The sequence below is a fragment of the Mycobacterium sp. PSTR-4-N genome (genome assembly GCF_022348085.1).
Lineage (GTDB): Bacteria > Actinomycetota > Actinomycetes > Mycobacteriales > Mycobacteriaceae > Mycobacterium.
This window is the reverse complement of the sequence record NZ_JAKRFN010000008.1, coordinates 46,086-70,054: the sequence shown is the minus strand read 5'-3', so window position 1 is coordinate 70,054 and position 23,969 is coordinate 46,086. Positions and strand designations below refer to the sequence as shown.

General features: G+C 69.7%; 20 protein-coding genes. 13 read left to right on the top strand and 7 right to left on the bottom strand.

Translation table 11 applies throughout. From position 1 onward, the window contains the following. Positions 1-34 precede the first annotated feature (34 nt). The 3 genes from MHN84_RS13475 to MHN84_RS13465 all read left to right on the top strand — a co-directional run bounded on the left by MHN84_RS13475 (position 35) and on the right by MHN84_RS13465 (position 3,070). Positions 35-1,246, top strand: a complete 1,212-nt coding sequence (locus tag MHN84_RS13475) for a multidrug effflux MFS transporter (protein WP_241205059.1) — start codon at positions 35-37, stop codon at positions 1,244-1,246. A gap of 50 nt (positions 1,247-1,296) precedes the next feature. After that, positions 1,297-1,980 (top strand): phytanoyl-CoA dioxygenase family protein, encoded by a 684-nt coding sequence (locus tag MHN84_RS13470; RefSeq protein WP_241205058.1) that lies wholly within the window; start codon positions 1,297-1,299, stop codon positions 1,978-1,980. Between the two features lie 73 nt (positions 1,981-2,053). Continuing rightward, positions 2,054-3,070 (top strand): esterase family protein, encoded by a 1,017-nt coding sequence (locus MHN84_RS13465; protein WP_374238366.1) that lies wholly within the window; start codon positions 2,054-2,056, stop codon positions 3,068-3,070. Here MHN84_RS13465 and MHN84_RS13460 read toward each other — a convergent pair whose 3' ends face one another. Both MHN84_RS13460 and MHN84_RS13455 read right to left on the bottom strand, forming a co-directional pair. Beyond that, positions 3,071-3,934: a DUF4344 domain-containing metallopeptidase gene (locus MHN84_RS13460; protein WP_241205057.1), complete on the bottom strand. Its 864-nt coding sequence runs from the start codon at positions 3,932-3,934 to the stop codon at positions 3,071-3,073. 54 nt (positions 3,935-3,988) lie between these two features. Next, the gene (locus MHN84_RS13455) at positions 3,989-4,420 is read right to left on the bottom strand and encodes a nitroreductase family deazaflavin-dependent oxidoreductase (RefSeq protein WP_241205056.1); all 432 of its coding nucleotides are present in this window, start codon (positions 4,418-4,420) and stop codon (positions 3,989-3,991) included. A gap of 48 nt (positions 4,421-4,468) precedes the next feature. Between MHN84_RS13455 and MHN84_RS13450 the strand changes: the two genes are divergently transcribed. Beyond that, positions 4,469-5,482, top strand: coding sequence for an acetamidase/formamidase family protein (locus tag MHN84_RS13450; RefSeq protein ID WP_241205055.1), 1,014 nt, complete (start codon positions 4,469-4,471; stop codon positions 5,480-5,482). Between the two features lie 10 nt (positions 5,483-5,492). Next, entirely contained in the window at positions 5,493-6,245 is a 753-nt protein-coding gene (locus tag MHN84_RS13445) for an SDR family NAD(P)-dependent oxidoreductase (protein ID WP_241205054.1), read from the top strand. Between the two features lie 7 nt (positions 6,246-6,252). Here the strand turns inward: MHN84_RS13445 and MHN84_RS13440 are convergent, their stop codons facing one another. After that, a complete protein-coding gene (locus MHN84_RS13440; protein WP_241205053.1) occupies positions 6,253-6,849 on the bottom strand; it encodes a TetR/AcrR family transcriptional regulator in 597 nt (198 codons plus the stop codon). Positions 6,850-6,942: 93 nt separating this feature from the next. On the opposite strand from MHN84_RS13440, the gene MHN84_RS13435 reads away from it, so the two are divergent. Both MHN84_RS13435 and MHN84_RS13430 read left to right on the top strand, forming a co-directional pair. Continuing rightward, a complete protein-coding gene (locus MHN84_RS13435) occupies positions 6,943-8,577 on the top strand; it encodes an amidohydrolase (RefSeq protein ID WP_241205052.1) in 1,635 nt (544 codons plus the stop codon). A gap of 1 nt (position 8,578) precedes the next feature. Beyond that, positions 8,579-9,961, top strand: coding sequence for an APC family permease (locus MHN84_RS13430; protein WP_241205051.1), 1,383 nt, complete (start codon positions 8,579-8,581; stop codon positions 9,959-9,961). Here the strand turns inward: MHN84_RS13430 and MHN84_RS13425 are convergent. Genes MHN84_RS13425 through MHN84_RS13415 form a run of 3 tightly spaced genes read right to left on the bottom strand, consistent with a single transcriptional unit; the run spans position 9,932 to position 14,507 of the window. Next, a complete protein-coding gene (locus tag MHN84_RS13425) occupies positions 9,932-10,744 on the bottom strand; it encodes a sulfurtransferase (RefSeq protein WP_241205050.1) in 813 nt (270 codons plus the stop codon). The two genes, MHN84_RS13430 and MHN84_RS13425, sit on opposite strands and share 30 nt — an antisense overlap. Beyond that, positions 10,741-13,869, bottom strand: coding sequence for a helicase HerA domain-containing protein (locus MHN84_RS13420; protein ID WP_241205049.1), 3,129 nt, complete (start codon positions 13,867-13,869; stop codon positions 10,741-10,743). The genes MHN84_RS13425 and MHN84_RS13420 overlap by 4 nt, the downstream gene beginning before the upstream one ends. Next, positions 13,869-14,507 (bottom strand): hypothetical protein, encoded by a 639-nt coding sequence (locus tag MHN84_RS13415; RefSeq protein WP_241205048.1) that lies wholly within the window; start codon positions 14,505-14,507, stop codon positions 13,869-13,871. Before MHN84_RS13415 ends, MHN84_RS13420 begins: the two co-directional genes overlap by 1 nt. A 39-nt stretch (positions 14,508-14,546) precedes the next feature. Between MHN84_RS13415 and MHN84_RS13410 the strand changes: the two genes are divergently transcribed. Genes MHN84_RS13410 through MHN84_RS13400 form a run of 3 tightly spaced genes read left to right on the top strand, consistent with a single transcriptional unit; the run spans position 14,547 to position 18,601 of the window. Further along, the gene (locus MHN84_RS13410; protein ID WP_241205047.1) at positions 14,547-15,230 is read left to right on the top strand and encodes a TVP38/TMEM64 family protein; all 684 of its coding nucleotides are present in this window, start codon (positions 14,547-14,549) and stop codon (positions 15,228-15,230) included. Beyond that, positions 15,230-17,566: an AAA family ATPase gene (locus tag MHN84_RS13405; RefSeq protein WP_241205159.1), complete on the top strand. Its 2,337-nt coding sequence runs from the start codon at positions 15,230-15,232 to the stop codon at positions 17,564-17,566. The genes MHN84_RS13410 and MHN84_RS13405 overlap by 1 nt, the downstream gene beginning before the upstream one ends. A 12-nt stretch (positions 17,567-17,578) precedes the next feature. Beyond that, the gene (locus MHN84_RS13400; protein WP_241205046.1) at positions 17,579-18,601 is read left to right on the top strand and encodes a low specificity L-threonine aldolase; all 1,023 of its coding nucleotides are present in this window, start codon (positions 17,579-17,581) and stop codon (positions 18,599-18,601) included. Positions 18,602-18,703: 102 nt separating this feature from the next. Here MHN84_RS13400 and MHN84_RS29870 read toward each other — a convergent pair whose 3' ends face one another. Then, positions 18,704-19,591: an Lrp/AsnC family transcriptional regulator gene (locus tag MHN84_RS29870; RefSeq protein ID WP_241205045.1), complete on the bottom strand. Its 888-nt coding sequence runs from the start codon at positions 19,589-19,591 to the stop codon at positions 18,704-18,706. 184 nt (positions 19,592-19,775) lie between these two features. On the opposite strand from MHN84_RS29870, the gene MHN84_RS13390 reads away from it, so the two are divergent. The 3 genes from MHN84_RS13390 to MHN84_RS13380 all read left to right on the top strand — a co-directional run bounded on the left by MHN84_RS13390 (position 19,776) and on the right by MHN84_RS13380 (position 23,832). After that, positions 19,776-21,299: a cytosine permease gene (locus tag MHN84_RS13390; protein WP_241205044.1), complete on the top strand. Its 1,524-nt coding sequence runs from the start codon at positions 19,776-19,778 to the stop codon at positions 21,297-21,299. Between the two features lie 3 nt (positions 21,300-21,302). Then, entirely contained in the window at positions 21,303-22,244 is a 942-nt protein-coding gene (speB, locus tag MHN84_RS13385) for an agmatinase (RefSeq protein ID WP_241205043.1), read from the top strand. Between the two features lie 286 nt (positions 22,245-22,530). Continuing rightward, on the top strand, positions 22,531-23,832 hold the full coding sequence (locus MHN84_RS13380) for a DEAD/DEAH box helicase (protein ID WP_241205042.1): 1,302 nt from the start codon (positions 22,531-22,533) through the stop codon (positions 23,830-23,832). The last annotated feature ends 137 nt before the right edge of the window (positions 23,833-23,969 follow it).

Below are 23,969 nucleotides of genomic sequence, written 5' to 3'. Positions count from 1 at the left end.
TAATTATGTTCTGATAATGAATACGGGAGTTCCCATGACCTCGACCGTCGATACGCCGGCTCGCCGGCAGGCGCCTCCGCAGATCACTGCCGGGCTGCTCGTCACGCTCGCGCTGCTGTCGGCCGTCGCGCCCTTCGCGACCGACCTCTACCTGCCCGCCTTCCCGCAGATGGTCGACGACCTGCACACGTCTCCGACGAATGTGCAGCTCACCCTCACCGCATTCCTCCTGGGCCTGGCGGCGGGCCAGCTGGTGTTCGGTCCGCTGTCGGATCGCTACGGGCGGGTCAAGCCACTGGTGTCCGGCGCCGCCGTGTGCGTGGTCGCCAGCGTCGTCGCCGTCCTCGCCCCCACGATCGAGGTGCTGGTCGCGGCCCGGCTGGCGCAGGGGCTCACCGGCGCGGCGGGCATGGTGATCGGCCGGGCGATCATCTCGGACCTGGCGACGGGACGTGCCGCGGCGCGGGCGTTCTCCCTGATGATGATCGTCGGCGGGATCGCTCCGATCGCCGCGCCGCTGGCGGGCGGCTTCCTGGTGCAGCCGCTGGGCTGGCGTGGCGCGCTCTCGGTCATCCTGGCCCTCGTCGTCGCCATGCTCGTCGCCGCGCTGGTCGTGATCCGCGAAACCCACACCGAGGAACGTCGTCGGGAACTCCGAGCGAACCGTTCGACCCAGGGCTCGCCGCTGCGGGATCTGGCCCGCCGCGAATACCTCGGTCATCTGGTCACATTCGGGTTCGCGTTCGCGGTCATGATGGGCTACATCTCGGCGTCGCCGTTCGTCTACCAGACGATGATGGGCCTCAGCTCGGCGCAGTACGGAGCGATGTTCGGGGTCAACGCCTGCGGGCTGCTGCTGATGAGCGCGACGAGTGCGCGGCTGGCCGCGCGCGTCGAGCCGCGCCGGTTGGCCGGCGTCGGCCTCGTGATCATCCTGGCGGCCGGCATCGCGGTGCTGACGCTGGCGGTGACCGGAGTCCCCGCGGGCTGGCTCGCGTTGCCGCTGTTCTTCTCGGTCGCAGGCATGGGCCTGATCTTCGGCAACGCCACCGCGCTGGCGTTGTCCGCTGCTCCGAGGGCCGCCGGCACCGCGTCGGCGCTGCTCGGCGCCACGCAGTTCGGGCTCGCGGCCGTGGTGTCGCCGCTCGTCGGTCTCGGCGGAGAGCACACCGCGGTACCGCTGGGCATCGCGATGGTGTGCGCGGCGACGGTGGCCGTCCTGGGCTTTGCCGCCGCACGCCGCTGAGCGGCGAAAACCGTTGGTAGCGGGCATGGACGCTGTGCCAGGCTCGTCGAATGGTCGATCTCGACTCCTTCGCCGCCGACGGCTACCTCGCCCTCGAACAGGCCGCGCCGCGCGCTGCCGCCGACGCGGCGCGGGAGCTGCTGTGGCAACGGCTCGGCGTCGCGCGGGATCCGGCGAGTTGGACCCAGCCGGTCGTCTGGACCGCCGACCTGACCGGCGAGGGTCCCTTCGGCGCACTGGTCCGCAGTCCGAAGCTGGCCGACGCGCTCGACGCGATCTGCGGCGAGGGCGGGTGGACGCCACGCGGGGCCCTCGGCAACATCCCCGTTCGCTTCCCGGTGCGTCCGCCGGCCGATGACCGCGGCTGGCACATCGATCTGAACACCCCGGGGGACGACGGTGCCTGGCACGTGACGAGGCGGCCGCACACCTTGCTGGTGTTGACGTTGCTCTCCGAGGTGTCGATCGACGACGCGCCGACGCGCATCCGGGTCGGCTCCCACCGCGACACGGCACGCGTGCTCGGCGATGAACCGCTCGACGCAGTGACGGCCGGCGCCCTCGTCGACGCCGCGAGCGCGTCACGGCCGGTCCGGTACGCCACCGGGGAGCCCGGAGACATGTTAGTCCTGCATCCCTTCACCGTGCACGCCGCAGACGAACATCGGGGCCACACACCACGGTTCATGGCCCAAGGTCCTGTGCTGCTGACGCGCCCGCTCACAACTCGGTAACAACCCGGTCACCGCCGGGCGCGCCCCCGACCGCCGGCGCCGCATCGCGAATAGGTTCGCGCGCGTGATCTCTTTGGGCCAGCGGGTTCGTCGTGCCGCCGTCGCGGCGCTGCTCGCCGCCACCGCGCTGATCGTCACCCCGCAGGCGCACGCGTTCTCCCGGGAAGGTCTGCCGGTCGAACAGCTCGACGTGCCGTCGCCGTCGATGGGCCGCACGATCCGCGTCGAATTCCAAGGCGGGGGCCCGCATTCGGTGCTGCTGCTCGACGGCCTGCGTGCGCAGGACGACTTCAACGGCTGGGACATCAACACCGCAGCCTTCGAATGGTTCCACGAGTCCGGGGTGTCGGTGATCATGCCGGTCGGCGGGCAATCCAGCTTCTACGCCGACTGGTACCGGCCGGCGAAGAACCGCAACGGCGTGCTGACGTACAAGTGGGAGACGTTCCTGACGAACGAGCTGCCGACGTGGCTCGCCGCCAACCGCGGTCAGGATCCGTTCGGCAATGCCGTTGTCGGGCTGTCGATGTCGGGCAGCGCTGCGTTGACGATGGCCGCCTACTACCCGCGTCAGTACAAGTTCGCAGCGTCGCTGTCGGGTTATCTGGCTCCGTCGCAGAAGTTCTGGCCGCCGCTCATCGACATCGCGATGCAGGACGCCGGCGGTTTCGACTCACTCGACATGTGGGGCCCGTCGGGCTCACCGGCCTGGAAGCGGGCCGATCCGATGCTCAACATCAACCGGCTCGTCGCCAACCGCACCGCGCTGTGGATCTACTGCGGCAACGGCGTCGCCTCCGACCTGGACACCGGGACGGACCTGGGCATCAACCTCAGTGCGGGGTCGTTGGAGACGATCACGATTGCCACCAACAAGGAGTTCCGCGACAAGTACATCGCCGCGGGCGGGCGCAACGCGATCTTCAACTTCCCACCGAACGGCACCCACAGCTGGGGGTACTGGGGCGCGCAGTTGCAGCAGATGAAGCCCGACATCGTCCGGCTGCTCGCACCCCCGCCTCCTCCGCCACCGGCGCCCGCTCCGCTGCCGCCGCCCCCGCCGGCACCGGCGGCACCGGCGCCGCGCTGATCACTTCAGGTGCGGGTCCAGCAGCGTCGACCAGGCGTTGTCCAGTTGGTTCCATTCGTCGGCGCAGCCGTCGGCTCGGCCTTCCGGCAGCCGGCCGGACGTCACGAGGTCGGCACCCGCATCGGGGTCCGCGCCGTAGATCCAGCACTGCAGGTTGAACATCCGCGTTTCGTCGAGTGAGTGCACATCGGCAAAGTCGGCGGCGCCGAGTTCCTGACGTTCGGCGCCCGACGCCTCGAAGGTGCTGGCGAAATCCTTGACGGCCTTGACGGATTCGGGGTCGGGTTTACCGTCGTCGCCGGGCTGCAGCAACACGAACGCCGCCAATTGGTCGGCGACGTCTTCCTCCCGCCCGGTGATCGGCAGCTCGTAAATACTGATCGCCATGTGACCCACCTCGTGATAGAACGTCGCGTACTCGGAGTTGATGGCCGCGGCGCTCGGATCGGGATCACCCAGCGCGGTGAACACCTCCTTCGCCGAATCCGCGTCCTCGTAGCACAGCGTGATGCTGTTGGCGCCTGCGTCCCAGAACGCATTCGGCTCGTCACATTGCGCGCCCCGCAGCGTGATGTCCTGCGGCAGATACAGGGACTCGTTGATGTCGGCAGCCAAGTCGTCGAGCACGGTGTTGTCCTGGAGCAGTGCTCGGCCGGCGATCGCCTCCGGTGTGGTCGCATCCTCGTAGGTGACGGTCATGGTGCCGTCCCCGCCTTCGGTGTCGTCGGTCTGCGGGTCCTGCGGAGCGCCAGAGGCTTTGGCAGCTGGAGGCGACATCGATGGGGACGGAGATGGGGCCGGTGCCGGACTGCTGCAGCCCGCGATCAGCCCGACAGACAGCACCACGATCCCCCACACGCGCATGGTGCATACCGTCGCACACCGGCGCTCGCGCCGAGTCGGTTGCGGCAAAACCCGTCAGTCGGCGGGCACCAGTTCGAAGATCGGGATGACGCGGTCGGTCCGCTTCTCGTAGTCGCCGAAACCGGGCGCCTGCTCGACCACCCGCGGGTAGAGACGGTCACGTTCCTCGCGCGGCAGCTCGCGCGCCCGCACCGGTCGCGGCGGATCGGAGCCGATCTCGACCTGCGCCTCCGGGTGCGCGCGGATGTTGAACGCCCACGCGGGATCTGAATCCCTACCCGCCGCCGACCCGACGATGTAGATGCCGTCGTCGAACTCGAAGTACGCCACCGGGTTGACGCGTTGCTCGCCGCTCTTGGCGCCGGTCGAGGTCAACAGCAGCAGGGGGAACCCTTCGAACTGGCCACCCACCTTGCCGCCGTTGGCCCGGAACTCGTCGATGTTGCGCTGGTTGAAGTCGCGCTCTCCGCTCATCTCATCGGCCATGCCCCGATCGTATGGCGGCGCGCGCTGCACCGGACGAGGATGGCGAGCATGGATCACGTCACTTTCATCCCGACCGCCGACCAGATGGCCTACACCTTCGGCGGCGCGGCGCCCGTCGCGAGGATCACGCCGCCGACGGTGCTGACGTTGTGGACCGAGGACGCCTACGGGGGCCGGATCACGAGCGCCGCGGATGTCGCGACCACCGCCCTGGACACCGAAGACCTCAACCCGCAGACCGGGCCGTTCTGGATCGAGGGCGCCGAACCCGGGGACACACTCGTCGTTCATCTCGTCGACCTGACGCCCGCGCGCACCTGGGGTGCGTCGAGTCTGATTCCGTTCTTCGGCGGGCTGACCAGCGTTCCGGTCAGCCCGACGCTGCAGGACCCACTGCCCGAGCGCACGTACATCTACGAGTACGACTCCGCGGCCGGCACTGTCGCGTTCTCCGCGCACGGCAGCGACTTCGAGCTCGCGCTGCCCGCCAACCCGATGCTGGGCACCGTCGGTGTCGCACCCGCCCGCCGCGAGGTGCGGACCTCGCTGGTGCCCGACGTGTTCGGCGGCAACATGGACACCCCGGAGATGAGAGCGGGCGCGACCTGTTACCTCCGGGTCAACGTGCCCGGCGCCCTGTTCTCGCTCGGCGACGGGCACTACCGGCAGGGTGAAGGCGAGTCCTGCGGCACCGCGGTCGAGGGCGCGATGAACGTGACGGCGATCGTCGGGTTGGTGAAGGGCGGCGGACCGGCCTGGCCGCGGATCGAGACCGACACCCATCTGATGTGCGTGGGCTCGGGCCGTCCACTGGAGGAGGCGTGGCGAGCCGGGCAGGTGGAGATGATCACGTGGCTCGGTGAGCTCTACGGCCTGGATCGTCTCGATGCCTACCAGCTGCTGACCCAGATCTCGCTCGCCCCGATCGCCAACGTCGTGGACACGAACTACAGTTCGGTCACCAAGATCGACAAGCGGCTGCTGCCCGCCGCATCCGCGTTCGGCGGTGTCCATGCCGAGATGCGTTCGGCAGCAGGTGGTTTCGGTTCCATCACCTATTAGGAGGACGCGCATGGATCTCGGGCTGACGGGCAAGCGGTTCGCTGTCACCGGCGGCACCCGCGGCATCGGCCGGGCCGTGGTGGAGGGGCTGCTCGCCGAGGGCGCCCGCGTCGCCTACTGCGCACGGACGCCCGAGGCGGTGGCCGACGCGCAAAAGGATCTGGGCGATGCCGCTCTGGGAACCGTGGTGCACGTGGGTGACACTGCGGCGTTGACCGCGTGGGTGGACGCTACGGCCGAGGCGTTCGGCGGGCTCGACGGGGTCGTCGCGAATGTCAGCGCGCTGGCGATTCCGGAGTCCGCGGAGAACTGGCGGACGACGTTCGAGGTGGATCTCATGGGCACGATCGGACTGGTCGAGGCCGCGCTGCCGCATCTGCTCGCGAGCGAATCCGGTTCCATCGTCACGATTTCCAGCGTCTCGGGCCGCGAGGTGGATTTCGCGGCGGGACCCTACGGGACGATGAAGGCGGCGATCATCCATTACACGCAGGGCCTCGCGTACAAGCTGGCCGCCCAGGGCGTGCGCGCCAACACCGTGAGCCCCGGCAACACCTACTTCCCGGGCGGGGTGTGGTCGACGATCGAGGTCGAGAATCCCACGTTGTTCGCCGAGGCGCTCGCGTTGAACCCGACCGGCCGGATGGCCACACCGCAGGAAGTCGCCAACGCGGTGGTGTTCCTGAGCAGTTCGGCCGCCAGCTTCATCACCGGCACCAATCTCGTGGTCGACGGAGCGCTGACGCGCGGCGTGCAGTTCTGATCGCGAATCAGCCGAGCCCGCGCAGCAGTACCGCCAGGCCGAACTCGAACGCGTCGTCGGCGCGCTGCGGCTTGGGTGCCCCCGTGTCCAGGGCGGCGGCCAGCTCCGGCCCGACTTCGGCGCGGTGCCGCCACGGCTGGTCCGGGGCGGCGACATCGAGCGCCGAGCCGAGCACGTAGGAATCCACCAGCGTGATCGTCCGCAGCGTGTCGGCCGGACTGAAGCCGGCCCGGGTGAGCGTGACCGCGAGTGCGTTGTACATCGTGATGGCGTGCGGGCTGTTGACCGCGTATTCGGTGAGCAGCGGGATCAGCTGCGGGTAGCGGGCGAAGCTGCGGCGGTAGGAGCGGGCGATGTCGGCGACGACGTCGCGCCACGGTCGCTGGGGGTCGTCGACGGGCAGTTCCACGTCGGACATCGCGCGCTCACGAAGCAGTTCGACGACGTCGTCGCGCCCGCTGACGTGGTTGTACAGCGAGGACGGCCGTACCCGCAGTGCGCGCGCCACCCCCGCGATGGTGAAGCCGCCGGTGCTGATCACCAGCTCCAGAGCGGCTTCGGCGATCCGCTCGGACGACAGCAGAGGTGTACGCGGTCGGCCCACATTCGCGCTCCCCTCTTGCACGGTCGGGTGAGTCAGTTCACAATAAACGAACTTCATTCGTTTTAGGAGCTCGATGTTCATTCTGGTGCTCGCGTGAGCGCGACACTGTTCACCGGCGGCACCGTGTGGACGGGCGGTCATGCCCCTCAGGAGACCGACGCCGTCCTCGTCGTCGACGGCGTCGTCGCCGCCCTGGGCGACGACGCGAAAGTCCAAGCAGGACAGGCGGAGACGGTCGATCTGGACGGTGGCTTCCTGATGCCGTCGTTCGGCGACGGACACGCCCATCCGCTCTACGGCGGTCTCGAGGCGGTCGGGCCGGCCGTGCGGCCGTGCACCTCGGTCGACGAGATCGTGCTGGCCGTCAAGCAGTACGCCGAGGATCACCCGGACGAGGACTGGATCGTCGGCGCCTCCTATGACGGCAGCCTCGCCCCCGGCGGCCTGTTCGACGCGCGGTGGCTCGATGCGGCCGTGCCGGATCGGCCGGTGGTGTTGCGCGCGTGGGATTACCACACGGTGTGGTGCAACAGCGTGGCATTGCAGCGGGCGGGCATCACCGCCGACACACCCGACCCGGTGCTCGGCGAGATCCCGCACCGCGAGGACGGATCGGTGCTCGGCACGCTCCGCGAGTGGGGCGCCACCGATCTCGTGATGAACGTGATGCCGCCGCGCGACGAGGACGTCCGCATCGGGGCCCTGGGCACCGCCGCCGACTACTACCTGGCGCGCGGCGTGACGTGGGTGCAGGACGCCTGGGTCGAGCCGGCCGACGTCGCCACCTACGTCGAGGCGGCCCGTCGCGGGGCCCTGCGGATGCGGTTCAATCTCGCGCTCTACGGCGATCCACGCCACTTCGACAGCCAGGTCACCCATTTCGCCGAGCAGCAGCGCATGGTGGCCGAGGCGGCCAACCCCTTGCTTACCGCGAACACCGTGAAGTTCTTCGCCGACGGGGTCGTGGAGAACGAGACCGGCGCGCTGCTGGCGCCCTACTGCACGGGCATGCACGCCCACGAGAACCGGGGAATGCGGAACTGGGAGGGCGACTCGCTGGCCGAGGCGGCCCGCCGCGTCGACGAGCTCGGACTGCAGATCCACATCCATGCGATCGGCGACGCGGCGGTGCGCCAGGCCCTCGACGCCATCGAACACGTTGTGGCGCACAACGGTCCCCGCGATCGCCGGCCCGTGATCGCGCACTGCCAGCTCGTCGACGAGGTCGATCTGGCCCGGTTCGCCGCCCTCGGGGTGATCCCGAACATGCAGCCGCTGTGGGCACAACTCGACGCACTGATGACCGTGCTCACCGTGCCCCGGCTGGGCGCCGAACGCGCGGACCGCCAATACCCGATCCGCACGCTGGACACCTCCGGCGCTCCGCTGGGCTTCGGCTCGGACTGGCCGGTGTCCTCCGGCGCCCCGCTGGACGGCATCGCCGTCGCCACCTCGCGACGCACCGCCACGGGTGAGCCCGAGGGTGGCTGGACTCCGCACGAGATCCTGCCGGTCGACCGTGCCCTGTCGGCGTATACCGCCGGCGTTGCGAATCAAGCGTTCGCCGATAACGATTGGGGCGTTATCGCCCCGGCGGCCAGTGCCGACCTGGTATGGCTGGACCGCGACCCACGGACCGTGCCGCCACTGGATCTTCCGGATGTCGGCATCCGCGCCACCTATCTGCGTGGCACACCGGCCTACCGGGCCCAGAACGGAAGGGGCTGACATGAGCACAGATTCGGGCGCTTTTCTCGCCGACCCGCACGAGGGTCACCTGAAACGAGCACTGGGGTTGCCCTCACTGGTGCTGTTCGGCCTCGTGTACATGGTGCCGCTGACGGTGTTCACCACCTACGGGATCGTCACCGAGACCTCGGGCGGTCGGGTCCCCATGTCCTACGTGGTCACCACCATCACGATGGTGTTCACCGCGCTGTCGTACGCGCGGATGGCCGCCGCGATCCCGGTGGCCGGCTCTGCCTACACCTACACACAGCGGACGTTCGGCGCCCCCGTCGGCTTCCTCGCCGGCTGGTCGCTACTGCTCGATTACCTGTTCCTGCCGATGCTGAACTATCTCGTGATCGGGCTCTATCTGAACGCCGCCCTGCCGGCACTGCCCGCCTGGGTGATCGTGCTCGTGTCGATCGCGATCGTCACCGTGCTCAACATCGTCGGCATCGTGTCGGTGGCGCGGGCCAACTTCCTGATCATCGCGATCCAGGCGATCTTCATCGTGGTGTTCGTGGCGCTGGCACTGTCGAAGATCTCCGGCTTCGGCACCGTGGATCTGCTGGCGCCCTTCACCGGTGACGGCAGTGCCGGCGGTATGAGCCCGGTCCTGGCCGGTGCGGCGATCCTGTGTCTGTCATTCCTGGGCTTCGACGCCGTGTCGACGCTGTCGGAGGAGGCGCGCGACGCCAAACGCACCGTGCCGCAGGCGATCATGATCGCCACGGTCGTCTCGGGCATCATCTTCATCGTGCTGTCGTACGTCTCGCAGCTGGTGTTCCCGTCCAACGAGTTCGCCGACGTCGACACCGGCTCGACCGACGTGATGCTTGCCGCCGGCGGGTCGTTCGCCAACATCTTCTTCACGGCTGCCTACGTCGCCGGTGCGCTCGGCTCGGCGCTGACCTCACAGGCGTCGGTCGCGCGCATCCTGTTCGCGATGGGCCGCGACGGCATCCTGCCGCGCAAGGTGTTCGGGCACGTGTCGGTCAAATTCAGCACGCCCGTCTACGCAATCATCACGGTCAGTGTCATCTCGCTGCTGGCGCTGGTGATCGATCTCGCGATCCTGGCGTCGGTGGTCAGCTTCGGCGCGCTGGTGGCGTTCTCGGTGGTCAACCTGTCGGTGATCAAGCACTATTTCGTCGATCAGCGCCAACGCAACGTCGTGCTCAACGTGGTGCTGCCTGGTATCGGTTTCCTTCTGACGGTCTGGCTGTGGACCAGCCTGTCCGGTGAGGCGCTGACGATCGGATTGATCTGGCTGGCCATCGGTGTCGTCTGGCTGGCCGTGGTCACCCGCGGCTTCCGGCGGCCCACCCCGGTGCTCGATCTCGAGGAGACGGGGTCACTCACCGAGAGCGACCGGGCGCGCTGACTCGCCGCTGTACTGCGACCACGAGCCCGGGAACAGTGCGGCGTCCACCCCGACCGATGCCAGGGCGGCGACGACGACGGACGCGGTGACCCCGGAACCGCAATACACCGCAGGGCGCGCGTCCACGGACCCGATCCGCGCGGTCAGATCATCGCGTAGCGTCCCGTCCTCGGCGAGCAGGCTGGTGCTGGGGACGTTGCGGGCGCCGGGGATGTGTCCGGCCACCGGGTCGACGGGTTCGGTGTCTCCGCGGAACCGTTCGGGTGCGCGGGCGTCGATCAGGACCGGCGCCGCGGCCGCCTCGTCGGCCGTCACCGTCGGCAGCGCGCCGTCGTACAGGTCGTCGTGGGCCACCGTGATGTCACCGGGTTCGACGGCCTCGGTGCCCGAACGCAGTTCGCCATGCCAGGCGGCGAGCCCGCCGTCGAGGATGCGGACGTCCGGGATGCCGGCCGCGGTCAGCACCCACCACGCGCGTGCGGAACCGGCCCGGTTCCAGTCGTCGTAGACCACCACCGGGACACCGGTGCGGACGCCCCACCGCCGGGCGGCCGCCTGGACCGCGGCACCCGATGGCAGCGGGTGCCTGCCGCGTCCGGTGACGCTGTGATCGGACAGCTCGTCGTCGAGGGACACGTAGACCGCGCCCGGCAGGTGGGCGCGGTCGTAGGCTGCGCTGCCGTCGGGTTCGGGCAGCGACCACCGGACGTCGAGCAGCGTGACGGGTTCACCGCGCTCCAGCATCGCCGCCAGCTCGTCGGCGGTGATGAAGACCCGGCTCATCGCTGCGCCGCCAAGGCCAGCACTTCGTCGGCCGACGGCGGGCTCGACGGGTGGTAGGACAGGCACCACGGTTCGACGACGCGGTGGAAGGACTCCCCCTCGGTGGCGACGTAGAAGTTGCCCGCCCGCAACCGGCTGATGTCGTCGACGAGTCCGCCTTTGGCCCTGGCCATCTCGCGGGCCGTCTCGATCTGCGCGGGCGCGTTGAGCAGTCCGTAGAACTGGGTGGCCGCGTTGCCGGGGATGTTGAGGTTCAAACCCTTGGGCGCCTGCGTGGCGAACACCAAGCCCAGACCGTACTTGCGGGCCTGCGACGACAGCGCGAGCGTGCTGCGGGTGCAGGCGGTGAAACCCCGTGCGGGAGCGAAGTTCTGCGCCTCGTCCATCACGAGCAGCCCGCCGAGTGGCCGGTCGCCCGCCGGGTTGCGTTTGATCCAGGCGAACAGCGCCATCTGCAGTTGGTTGACGAAGCTCTGCCGCTGTTCGTCGGACGGTAGTCCGATCATGCTGATCACCGACACCCGTGCGCGGTAACCGTCGGAGGGGGTCAGCAGAACGCCCGGATCCACGGGCGTGCCCGCACCTCCGAACAGCGGGTCGTTGACCATCGCGGCGCGCAGGTTCTGCGAGAGGTCGCCGGCGATCTCGTGCGCGCCGGCCATGTTGCTGACGTCGTCGGGCAGGTCGACCAGCAGCCGGACGAATCCGGCTAGCGTCGGCTCGGGTGTTCTGCCGTAGTGCTGCAAAGCTTCTCGCAACACCGCCCGGGCGCGGGTGGCCTTTTGCGTCTTGCCGGTGATCAGCGCCTGCGGTTCCAGCGCCGAGCACGCCGCTTCGACGGCTTCGTAGAACTCGTCGTGGTCGTCGACGACGCTGGCGAAGTCGGGCAGCGGCTGGAAGCTCAGCGGGCGGCCGCTGGTGCGCCGCGGCGTCCAGATCGTCACCTCGGTCGAGCGCAGATAGTCCTCGGCGCGCACGTCGTCGGCGCGTTGCCAGCCGTCGGGCTTCTGCGGCCAGGCGGTCCCGAGGCGCGAGAGATCGTTGTTCGGGTCCAGCACGATCGCGGACACTCCGCGCAGCGCGCATTCCTCGACCAGTCGGCGGATCAGCACCGTTTTGCCCGATCCCGACCCCGCGAAGATCGCGACGTGTTTGCGCAGTGCTGACATCGGGATCGACACCGGTTCGCCGCTGTGCAGGTCGCGGCCCAGCGGCACCTCGTCGTCGGGCACGTCGACGGCGGGGGCATCGTCGACCGGCTCATCCGATGAGTCACTGTCCGAATCGATCTCGGGTTCGTCCTCGACCACACCGTCGCCGAGGGTCTCCGCCAGCAGAGCCATCCGGTGGGCGGGCCGGCGTGTCCGCAGCCACTGGGCGAGGCTGGGGTCGTCCTCGGCGAACAGATCACGCAGCGCGGCCATCGTCCGCACGTCGCCCTCCGACAGCGGCACCGTCGCACCGCCCCACGCGTGGAATGCCGCGATCTCCTCGGCCGTCTTCTTCCCGGTCGGCCAGGGTGTGTTGCGGATCAGGAACAGTCGGCGCCGGCCGGCGCCGGGGCCGAAACCCGCGGCGGTGATGGCTTTTCGGACCCGGCTCAGCGCAGCGCTGGCGTTGTCGGCCGCCACGGCGCGGAACGCCCAGTGCCGTTCGTCCTCGGTGGCGCTGTCCAGCGTCTCGCGCAGCCGCGCGTGCAGCGTGACGTGTGTGCCGGGCGGCGGGTCGCAGGCGAAGGTCTGCTCACCGTCGCGCTCGGCGATCCACGCGGTCAGTGCTGCGCCGAGCAACTCGGGCATCGTGACGTCCTCGCCGTCGGAGGCGGTCGCCGCCGAGGGCACCGCGCGCCTGCGGTAGTCGGCGAACCGTCGATCGAGGAGCGCAGTTTCCTGCCCGGTATCGTTGTCCAACAACGAGTCCCACACCACGCCCTTGCCCGTCAGGTGGTGTAGTTCGACGGCGTCGCCGTGCTTGAGGCATTCGCGAACGTGGGTGTCGGCGCGGATGAGCAGCTGCCGCGGCGTGTAGGACGGCGCCTCGTCGAACGCCTCGGGCGCGATCGGCCAGCTGGGGTACGGCGGGGTGAAGCCCACCGCGCGGTAGCTGGCGGTGAAGCGGCGCTCCAGGATGGCGCGGCCGATGTCGGCGGTGGGCAGCGGCCGGAGCACCCCGGTGACCCGGAACCGGTCGGCCACACTGGCTGTCGCCGTGTCGCGGATGTGTTCCCACACCGCGGGCAGGCACGCCACCACCGGCACGGTGCGCCGCATGGTCTGCCGCACGGCCATCAATCCGTGGGCGACCTGCTCGAGCACCCGATCGTCTCGGCGGTCGTCGGAGGCGGATTCGTCTGTGGTGGCCAGCGATTGCGCGATCAGCGTGTCGATCTGATCGACGGCGAGCACCGCCGGGCCGGCCAGCGCGACCAGCCGGGCGATGTCGCGCACGCACGCCTGCGCCGAGGCGGGCGCGGTCCGCAGTCCCCACGGGCCACGTTCCTCGGCGGTGAACTCCTCGCTGCCCTGCAGGAATCCCTCGCCGATGTCGTGGGCGATGAAGTCGTTGGACGCCACCAGCACCAGCGCGCGCAGCGCCTGATGACATTGCCGCACCGTCTCTTTCGCCGACGGCTGCTTCGCCAGCGCCATCACGAAGCGGTACAGCGTCTCGGCGTCGAGGTCGTCGTCGCCGACCAGTGCCCGCCGGTCCGCACGCGAAACGTGGGCCAGCGACGCCAGCTCCCACAGCACATCCTTGAGCTGGGTCTCCAACCGGTGCCCCGGTCGGCCGAGGCTCTCCAGGACACCGCTGCGCACCGACTCCCAGAAACTGGCCGCGTCGAGCAGCTCGACGACGAAGAAGAAACCGCCGTCGGCCTGCACGCGCTCCCGGATCTGGCCGAGCAGGTGGGTCTTGCCCGAGCCGGCGGGCCCTTGGATCACCACGCCCAGGGGCGAGGAATCCGGATCGGCCCGGGCGTCACCGAAGGCCGCCATCACGTCGTCGACCGCCGCGTCGTTGAGCCCGCTGACGTGGGTGGCGGCCTGCGGACGCCACAGGTCGTCACTGGTGGGCGCCCAGGTCAGGCGCAGCGCGCTCAGCGCCTCTCGCTGCGATGCGTCCATCAGCCCTCGATCGCGATCAGATGCTTGGGCCGGTCGCCGATCAGCACGGCGGCGGCGCGGTCCTCGTCGGTCAGCTGTTTCTGGTTCTCCTCGGGGATCACGCTCACCCCCGGCGTGCGGTGCAGCGCGGCCAGCGCGGCGTCGACGGCATCGCGCGGGGCGTCGAGCTCGGCGCGCAGCCGGCGCAGCGGCACCCAGCCGCCCGGTCGCGGGGCCAACTCGGTGTAGACCGCGCGGATGCGGTCCTCGACACTGGGCGCACCCTTAGACGCCGCCGTAGACGCCGCCGTCTCGCCGAACACATCGGCCAGGCTCAGCTGCGCGGTCTCGAGGTAACGGCCCAGCCCCGCGAGGATGGTCTGCAACGCCTTCGCCGGTCCGGTGGCTCGTGCTGGTGGCGGCGCGTCGAGCAGTTCGCGGCACATTCGCCAGCCGCGGTCGGTCAGCTCGTGGATGTAGCGGTTGCCTGCCCGCTCGGATTCGATCAGTCCCAGCCGGTTCAGCTTCTCGCGCCCCGCCTTGTCCAGCGTGGGGCCCAGAGCCGCCAGTTCGGAGTTCGGCACGGGCCGGGCCCGGGCCATCAGGACCAGCAGCACCGCGCGTTCGGTTCCCGTCAGCTCCCCCGCCGTCGCAGTCACCCTGCCAACTTAACCGGCTACGGCAGGATGGCGTTCGGCATGGTTGACACCGAGGGCACTCCGGACACGTCGCGACGCCGCCATGTCCTGCGGCTCGCGCTGTTCGTCGCTGTCCTGGGCGCGTTGTTCTACCTGACCGCGATCCGGCAGGTCATCGACGTGGCCACGGTGCGCGCGGTGGTGGAATCGGCCGGCCCGCTGGCGCCGCTGGTGTACGTGGCGGTGTCCTCGGTTCTGGGCGCGGTGCTGGTGCCGGGCCCGCTGTTGGCCGGCGGCAGCGGGTTCCTGTTCGGCCCGGTGCTGGGCACGTTCGTCACGTTGGGTGCCACCGTCGGCTCGGCGGTGTTGACGTCCGTGGCGGGGCGGCGCGCCGGGCGGAACAGCGCCCACGCCCTGCTGGGGCCGGAGCGTTCGGCACGGGTGGACGCGCTGATCCGGCGCGGCGGGCTGTGGGCGGTGGTCGGGCAGCGGTTCGTGCCGGGCATCAACGATGCGCTGGCGTCCTACACGTTCGGCGCGTTCGGTGTGCCCGTGTGGCAGATGGCGGCCGGCGCGCTGATCGGCTCGGCGCCGAAGGCGTTCGCGTACACGGCGCTGGGCTCGACCCTCGGCTCGTTCTCGGCGCCGCTGCTCATCGCCGCGATCGCTGTGTGGTGTGTGACCGCGGGCGCCGGGGCATATGCCGCGCACCGCGGCTGGCGGGCCTGGCGGTCCAAGCCGTGATCGTCCTGACCGACGAGTTCCGCCACGCGCTCGACCGGCTCGCCGGCGGCGGGCACGTGTTCCTCACCGGCAAGGCCGGTACCGGCAAGTCGACGCTGATCCGCCGCTTCCTGGCCGACACGGATCGCAGCGTCGTGGTGGTGGCGCCGACGGGCATCGCGGCGCTGAACGTCGACGGTTACACCATTCACCGGCTGTTCGGGTTCCGGGCCACGACGACGCTGGCCGACGTGCGCGGCGGCGACTACCGGCCCGGCCGCTTCACCAAGACGCTGGCGTCGCTGCAGACGCTGATCATCGACGAGGCGTCGATGGTGCGCGCCGACGTCTTCGACATGATCGCCGCGGCGCTGTCGCGGTTCGGTCCCGCGCCGGGCACCCCGTTCGGCGGCGTGCAGATCGTGCTCGTCGGCGATCTGTATCAGCTGCCGCCGGTGGTCAGCGAGCACGAGACCGGCTTCTTCGAAACCACCTACGAGACGCCCTACTTCTTCTCGGCTCGCTCGTTCCGCCGGGAGGACTTCCCGACAGTCTCGCTGACCACGGTGTTCCGTCAGCTCGGCGATGATCGAATGACCGCTATTCTCAACGAGATTCGCGAGGGTGTTCTCCTCGGCCACGCTCAGGAGCAGCTCAACGCGCGCGCCGACAAGGACTTCGTGCCGCCCGATGACGAGTTCTGGCTGACCCTGGCCCCCACCAACCGTCTGGTGACGGCGCGCAACCGGCAACAGCTCGAGAGGCTCTCCGGGGACGAATTCGTCCATCAGGCGCGCACATCCGGCGATCTGAGCCTGTTCGACCCCCCGGTCGAGGAGACGCTGCGGTTCAAGGTCGGCGCCCAGATCATGATGCTCAACAACGACCAGTCCGATCGCTGGGTCAACGGCAGCATCGGCCGCGTGGTCGGAGTCGGCTACGACCGCTACGGCGCCGTCGTCGAGGTCGAGTTCCCGGACGGCTCCTGCGCCGACGTGGCACCGTTCAGCTGGGAGGCCACCAGGCCGGTGCTCGACGGCGGGTCGCTGAGCCGCGAGGTGATCGGCTCCTACACGCAGCTGCCGTTCAAGCTGGCGTGGGCGATCACGATCCACAAGAGCCAGGGGCAGACGCTCGACCGCGTGGTCGTCGACCTGACGGGCGGCATGTTCTCCACCGGGCAGTTGTACGTGGCGCTGAGCCGGTGCACCTCGCTGGCCGGACTGGTCCTGAAAAGGCCTGTGCTGCCGAAGGATCTGAAGACCGATCGGCGGATCGCCCGGTTCCTTCGCGGTGGCGGCGACGGCACGGCAGCGCGCCGGTTCTGTGCGTTCGGGATGCTGACGGTCGGGGACGAGGGCCGGATGTCGCGGCCGCGGCCGGTGGAGCTGGCGGTGGCGTTCGACGACGGTACCGCGGTGACCACGCTGATCAACCCGCAGCGCGATCTGGCCGACGCGCGGGCCGCCTACGGCATCACGGTGGCGGACGTGCTGCTGGCTCCGACGCTGCGGCAGGCGTGGGCGGTGATCGCGCCGATGCTCGCCGGATTCACCCCGGTCGGCCCCGGGGTCGACGAGCAACTCGGGCTGATCGACTTCGAGCTCAAGCGCCTCGGCTTCGTCACCGCGATGCCGTTGGGTGTCGATCTCCGGGGGACGCGCGTCACGGGACGCTCCGCGCTGCAGCGGGCGCAAGCGGCGATCCAGGCCCACCGGGACACCGCGAACTCGGACGGGACGACGGCGTTCGACGAGCCCGATGCGGTCGAGTCGGCCGGGCTGCTGGTCAGTCGGGATGCGTCGGTGCCGACGCCGGCTGCCGAGCATCTGCCGGGGTTGTCGGCACTGCTGCGGATCAGCCGCGACGTCGGGGCGGTGCTGCTGGGTGCGCGGCCTGCGTCGGGTGCCGAATCGACGTGGGACGCCACGTGGGAACCAGCGGCCCGCCAGACGATCGCCGACCAGTTGCGCCGCGCCATCGCCGGGATGCGCGTGCCCGATGACGTGCGGGCACGGCTGCGGTCGGCCTCCGAGTTGCTGGGCGTCGACCTGACCTCGGACATCGCCACCGAGGCCGACGAACCCGCCATCGGCGCCGTGCTCGCCGCGGGAACGCGCATCTGTTTCACCGGCACCGCGCAGGATCCGACGGGGCGCATCGTCGAGCGCCCGCAGATGGAGGCGCTGGCCGCCGACGCCGGTCTGGTCCCGGTCAAGACGGTGTCGAAGACCCGGTGCGACGTGCTCGTGACGGCGGAGGTGGGCACGCAGTCGGGCAAGGCGCGCAAGGCGGCCGAGTACGGCAAGCCGGTGTTCTGCGCCGAGGAGTTCTTCGCCTGGCTCGCCACCCGCTGACCCGGGGGCACAATGGCGAGCGTGCCGATCTCTGCTGCCTTCGCGTCCGACAACGCCGCACCCGCGCACCCGACGGTCCTCGACGCGCTGGTTCGCGCCAACACCGGGCCGGCACCGTCCTACGGCGACGACGACGTGACCGCGCAGGGCGCCGCTGCGCTGCGGGAGACCTTCGACTCCCCCGGCGCCGAGGTGTTGTACGCGTTCACCGGCACGGCCGCGAACATCATCGCGCTGAGTGCGGCGGTGCAGCCGTGGCACGAGATCCTGTGCAGCGACGTCGCGCACGTGCTGCTCGACGAGGCCGGCGGACCGGTGCGGCTCTCCGGTGCGCAGTTGACGCGGTTGCCGAGCACCGATGGCATCGTCGCGACCGATGAGCTGGATCGCCGGGTGACCCGCCGGGGCCCGGTGCACCATTCGCAGCCGCGCATCGTGACCATCACACAGTCGACCGAGAACGGCCGGGTGTGGTCGGCGCCGGCCATCAAAGGGTTCGTCGACCACGCGCACGACCTCGGGCTGCTCGTCCACGTCGACGGCGCCCGAGTCGCCAACGCCATTGCGAGCCAGCAGGTCTCGCCGATCGACGCGGTCGGCGACGCGGACATCGTGACCGTCGGCGGCACCAAGAACGGCTTGCTGTTCGGCGATGCGATCCTGGTACGCCGGCCCGAGCACTTCCCGGGAATCAGCTTCGTGCAGAAGCAGATCGGCCATCTGGCCAGCAAGCACCGCTACGTTGCGGCGCAGTTCCTGGCGCTGCTCTCCGACGATCTGTGGCTTCGCTCCGCGGCGCACGCGAACACGATGGCCGGCGCACTCGCCGCCGGGCTCGAGGGTCTCGGCCTCAGCCTGGCCTCGCCCGTGGAGGCGAACGAAGTGTTCGTCCGGCTGACGCCCGCTGCGGCAGAACGGCTCTCGGCGCACTATCAGGTGCACCAGCCCGATCTCGGGGAGCCGGTGTGGCGCCTGGTGTGTTCCTGGGCCACGACGCAGGACGAGGTCGACGACGTGCTGGCGACGCTGCGCTGACGCAACCTTCTCGCCGGCCCACCCCGAGCGACAGTGTCGGCGGATACCGAGCCCACCTCACCAACCACCGACAGTGTCGCTGAGGATGGGCCGACTCCGCACTCACTCCGGGAATCCCGACGCGTAGTTCTCCTTGACCACGTCGAGGTGCACCCAACTCTCCACGGCAGCGACGCCGGCCAGATTCCTGACCTCGTCGACGACATCCACCAATTGGGCCGCCGAGAACGCCCGCACCGTGGCGAGCACGTCGCACCGCCCCAGCACCCGTGCGACGAAGATCGCCGCGGGCATCGCGCGCAGTGCGGTGACCACGGAATCAGGCGCGCCGGCCAGCCGGATCCCCAGCCCCAGCGCGCTTTGGCGGTCCTGCCCTGAGTGCCGCACCACCGCACCGACGCGCACGACGTTGTTCTCCACCAACCGCACCATGCGCCGCCTCGCGCCTGCGGGCGAAAGACCCACGGCAGCAGCGAGATCGACGTAGGAGGCGCGGCCATCCTCCTGCAACGCGCGCAGCAGCAGGCGGTCCACGTCGTCGACGGTGACACCGACTTCGCCGACAGGTCCGATCACATCGCGCACCACGTCGACGTACGAGAGCGTGTCCACGCTCACGACCCCGGCGACGGCCCGCACCTCCCCGATGGCTCGATCGATGTCGCTCATCGAACCCGCCCGCAGCTCGGCGACGATCCCGTGAGCCCCGCTGGTCAACGACAGGAACGCGACATCGGTGCGCTCGGCGAGCGCACGAGCGATCGGCGCGGCCCGGCCCGACACGACGATGCCGAGATGCGCGAGTGCACCGCGACCGAGTACCGAGGGATGTACCACGCCGCGGATCACGACCTGCCCCGTGCTGAGTAGCCGGTGCACTCTGGTCGCCGCTGCGGAGCGGGACAGCCCGACCGCCGCGGCGATGTCGAGATGTGTCAGCCGGCCGTCCTGTTCGAGCAAGCTGACGATCGCGCCGTCCACATCGTCCACGATTTTTCCGCCTCACTGCCTGAGCACACCGTGCGCCAATAGCAGGTGATTCTGCCAGCTATGACGTTTTTTACACTGTCTGCCGGCATATCATGACAGGCGGTCGATTATAGACGAGCGATGCGATTGCGCCGCTGAACGGGTGGCCTTAGCGTGGCCCTCACCACACCATGAGGAGCCAGACATGACCTCGACCCCCGCCACTAACCGCGCCGCCCCACCGAAAGCCACGGAAGTCGAGGTCCACGGCGTCGAGCCCATCCCCGACGACGAGCGCACCGCCGGTCCCCTCGACTTGTTCCGGCTCGTCTTCGGCGGCGCCAACACGATCGCCACCGTGGTGCTGGGCACCTTCCCGATCATCTTCGGGTTGTCGTTCCGCGACGCCCTGCTCGCGACATTGGCGGGTCTGCTGCTGGGCGCGGCGATCCTCGCGCCGATGTCGCTGTTCGGCCCGCGCAACGGCACCAACAACGCGGTGTCCTCGTCGGCGCACCTGGGCGTGCACGGCCGCGTCGTCGGCTCCTTCCTGTCGCTGTTGACAGCGGTGGCGTTCTTCTCGATCTCGGTGTGGACGTCGGGAGACGTTCTCGTCGGTGGCGCCCACCGCGCGATCGGACTGCCGGACAACGACCTCGCCGTCGCTGTCGCCTACGGCGTGTTCGCCCTCCTGGTGCTGGTCGTGTGCATCTATGGCTTCCGATTCATGCTGCTGGTCAATAAGATCGCCGTCATCGCCGCCACCGTGCTGTTCCTGGCGGGCATCTTCGCCTTCGGCGGAACGTTCGATCCGGGCTACGCCGGCACGGTGTCCGCGGGCGATCCGCTGTACTGGCCGTCGTTCGTCGGCGCGGCGTTGATCGTGATGTCGAACCCGGTGAGCTTCGGGGCCTTCCTCGGCGACTGGGCCCGCTACATCCCCCGCGACACCCCCTCGTGGCAGCCGATGCTCGCCGCGTTCGGTGCGCAACTCGCCACCCTGGTGCCGTTCCTCTTCGGACTCGTCACCGCGACCGTCGTCGCCACCACCGCACCGGAATTCATCGACGGCGGTGACTATGTCGGCGGCCTGTTGACGGTCTCCCCGGGGTGGTACTTCGTCCCCGTGTGTCTGATCGCGTTGATCGGCGGCATGTCGACCGGCACCACCGCGCTCTACGGCACGGGGCTGGACTTCTCGAGTGTGTTCCCGCGCTTCAGCCGGGTACAGGCCACCGTGTTCATCGGCACGCTGGCGATCGTGTTCATCTTCGTCGGACGCTTCGCGTTCAACGTGGTGCAGAGCATCTCGACGTTCGCGGTGCTGATCGTCACGTGTACGGCGCCATGGATGGTGGTGATGATGTTGGGCTGGTTCACCCGGCGCGGGTGGTACGACTCGGATGCGTTGCAGGTGTTCAACCGGCGCCAGCGCGGCGGTCGCTACTGGTTTCGCCACGGCTGGAACTGGCGAGGGCTCGGGGCCTGGCTGGTCGCAGCGGCGCTGTCGATCTGTTTCGTCAATTCACCCGGCCAATTCGTCGGACCGCTGGGCGATCTCGCCGCCGGAGTCGATCTGAGCATCCCCGTCGGCCTGGGGCTGGCCGCGGTGTTGTATCCGCTTGCGCTGCGGCTGTTCCCGGAACCCGCCGACGTGTTCGGTCCCGAAGGCCCCCGGCTGGTGCCCGCCGGGCCCGCCGCCAACACCCCTATCGTCTCGGAGGATTGAGCTATGCCCGTCGGACCCGTCGACGCGTCCGTCACCCCCCGCTATGCCGGACCGGCGACGTTCGCGAAAGTGCCGCGGCTGGATCAGGTGACGTGCGCCGACATCGTCGTCGCCGGAGTGCCGTTCGACTCCGGGGTGTCCTATCGCCCCGGCGCCCGTTTCGGCCCCACATACGTTCGTGAGGCGTCGCGCCTGCTGCGGCCCTACCACCCGGCGATGGACGTGTCCCCGTTCGAGCTGGTGCAGGTCGCCGACGCCGGAGACATTTCGGTGAACCCGTTCAACATCGACGAGGCGATCGAGACGATCGAGGGGGCGGCCGCCCAGCTGACGGCCGACGCCACGAGATTGGTCACGATCGGCGGCGATCACACGATCGCGCTGCCGCTGCTACGCGCCGCCGCAGCCAAGCACGGGCCCGTCGCGCTCGTGCACTTCGACGCCCACCTCGACACCTGGGACACCTACTTCGGGGCTGCCTACACCCACGGCACCCCGTTCCGCCGCGCCGTCGAGGAGGGCATCCTCGACACCGAGGCGCTCTGCCACGTCGGCACCCGCGGCCCGTTGTACGGGAAGAAGGACCTCGACGACGACCGCCGGTTCGGCTTCGGGATCCTCACGTCGGCCGACGTGTACTACCAGGGGGTGCGGGAGGTCATCGACCGACTGCGCACCCGGGTGGGCACCCGCCCGGTCTACGTGTCCATCGACATCGACGTTCTCGACCCCGCGCACGCGCCGGGCACCGGCACGCCGGAAGCCGGCGGCATCACCAGCCGCGAGCTGCTGGAGATCCTGCGCGGCTTCCGCGGGCTGAACCTGGTGGGTGCCGACGTGGTCGAGGTGGCTCCCGCCTATGACCACGCCGAGATGACCGGGGTGGCGGCCGCGCACGTGGCCTACGACCTGGTGTCGCTACTGGCGCTGGGAGCGCAGGGCTGACCGGTCAGCTCGCGCGGTCCGTCCCCTTTCTGTGGCCATCCTGTCGCGTGCGGTAGGGTGGTGACACGTCGGCCGGTTCTCACCAGGCCGATGCGTCGTGAAACGCTCGTCATCGACAGTGGCGCCGGCACCGTTGCCAGGCCGCCCCGCCTGATGGCCCGTGGACCCACACAGCTCGTGTCACGGCGATCGATTGTGCCCACCGGCACTCTCGCCACCCTGTGTTGAGGACCGCGCCCGATACTGCGCCGGCTCGGCACACCAATGCCTGAAAGGCACTCGAAAGTTGACCAGCGACAAGACCTTCGCCGATCTCGGCGTGTCCCGATCCCTCATCGACGCGCTCACCGCGCGCGGGATCACCGCCCCGTTCCCCATCCAGCAGGAGACGCTGCCCGACACCCTGGCCGGCCGTGACGTGCTCGGCCGCGGCAAGACCGGCAGCGGTAAGACCCTCGCCTTCTCGTTGCCCCTGGTGAGCCGTCTCGCCGGCGGCAAGCGCCGCCCGTCGCATCCGACGGGCCTGGTCCTCGCGCCGACGCGCGAACTGGCCACCCAGATCTCGGCCACCCTCGCGCCGCTGGCAGCTGTGAACGACCTCACGGTCACCACGATCTTCGGCGGCGTCTCGCAGCACCGCCAGGTGCAGGCGCTCAAGGCCGGTGTCGACATCGTCGTGGCCTGCCCGGGCCGGCTCGAAGACCTCATGAAGCAGAAGCTGGTGAGCCTCGACCAGGTGGCCGTCACGGTCATCGACGAGGCCGACCACATGGCCGATCTGGGCTTCCTGCCCGGCGTCACCCGCATCCTCGCCGCCACCCCGGCCGACGGTCAGCGGCTGCTGTTCTCCGCGACGCTGGACAACGGCGTCGACAAACTGGTGAAGCGCTTCCTGCGCAACGAGGTGTTGCACTCGGTCGACAGCCCGGAGTCGCACGTGCCGGCGATGACGCACCACGTCTTCCATGTCTCCGGTCCGCAGGACAAGAAGGACCTGGTGCACCGGCTGGCGTCGGGCACCGGGCGTCGAATCCTGTTCATGCGCACCAAGCATCACGCCCGCAAGATGGCCAAGCAGCTCACCGAGGCCGGCATCCCGTCGGTCGACCTGCACGGCAACCTGTCTCAGCCGGCACGCGATCGCAACCTCGCCGCGTTCAGCTCCGGTGAGGTCCGCGTGCTGGTCGCCACCGACATCGCCGCCCGCGGCGTGCACGTCGACGACATCGAACTGGTGGTGCACATCGATCCGCCCGCCGAGCACAAGGCGTACCTGCATCGGTCCGGCCGGACCGCGCGTGCCGGCAGCGCCGGTGACGTGGTGACGGTGGTGTTGCCCGAACAGCGCAGGGAGACACAGGCTTTGCTGCGTCGGGCGGGTATCCAGGTCTCGCCTCAGCAGGTGACGGCCGACTCCGAGGCGGTGCAGAAGGTGGCCGGTGAGGTCGCGCCGTACCGGGCCCCGGTCGAGCGTGTGGTCGCGACCTCCCGTCCGGCGACCCAGGCTGCGCCGCGGCGCTCGCCGGGCTCCGGACGCCGGCGCTCGCGCCGTCCCGCGAGTGCCGGGGGCCGGTCGCACCAGCGCTAGCAACCCGGCGGGCGTGTGCGCGGGTGTGCGATGTCATCCGCGACACGCCGCCTCGGCCGGATTCCCTTTCACACTCGGCGACGTAGGCATGCCGCACCCCTCTTGACGTGCACGTCAGCGGTCTGCACGATGACTCC

Coding starts and splice junctions, on each gene's coding strand:
- MHN84_RS13475 (WP_241205059.1), top strand. CDS start 35: ATGACCTCGACCGTCGATACGCCGGCTCGCCGGCAGGCGCCTCCGCAG.
- MHN84_RS13470 (WP_241205058.1), top strand. CDS start 1,297: ATGGTCGATCTCGACTCCTTCGCCGCCGACGGCTACCTCGCCCTCGAA.
- MHN84_RS13460 (WP_241205057.1), bottom strand. CDS start 3,934: ATGCGCGTGTGGGGGATCGTGGTGCTGTCTGTCGGGCTGATCGCGGGC.
- MHN84_RS13455 (WP_241205056.1), bottom strand. CDS start 4,420: ATGGCCGATGAGATGAGCGGAGAGCGCGACTTCAACCAGCGCAACATC.
- MHN84_RS13450 (WP_241205055.1), top strand. CDS start 4,469: ATGGATCACGTCACTTTCATCCCGACCGCCGACCAGATGGCCTACACC.
- MHN84_RS13445 (WP_241205054.1), top strand. CDS start 5,493: ATGGATCTCGGGCTGACGGGCAAGCGGTTCGCTGTCACCGGCGGCACC.
- MHN84_RS13430 (WP_241205051.1), top strand. CDS start 8,579: ATGAGCACAGATTCGGGCGCTTTTCTCGCCGACCCGCACGAGGGTCAC.
- MHN84_RS13425 (WP_241205050.1), bottom strand. CDS start 10,744: ATGAGCCGGGTCTTCATCACCGCCGACGAGCTGGCGGCGATGCTGGAG.
- MHN84_RS13420 (WP_241205049.1), bottom strand. CDS start 13,869: ATGGACGCATCGCAGCGAGAGGCGCTGAGCGCGCTGCGCCTGACCTGG.
- MHN84_RS13410 (WP_241205047.1), top strand. CDS start 14,547: ATGGTTGACACCGAGGGCACTCCGGACACGTCGCGACGCCGCCATGTC.
- MHN84_RS13400 (WP_241205046.1), top strand. CDS start 17,579: ATGGCGAGCGTGCCGATCTCTGCTGCCTTCGCGTCCGACAACGCCGCA.
- MHN84_RS13390 (WP_241205044.1), top strand. CDS start 19,776: ATGACCTCGACCCCCGCCACTAACCGCGCCGCCCCACCGAAAGCCACG.
- speB (WP_241205043.1), top strand. CDS start 21,303: ATGCCCGTCGGACCCGTCGACGCGTCCGTCACCCCCCGCTATGCCGGA.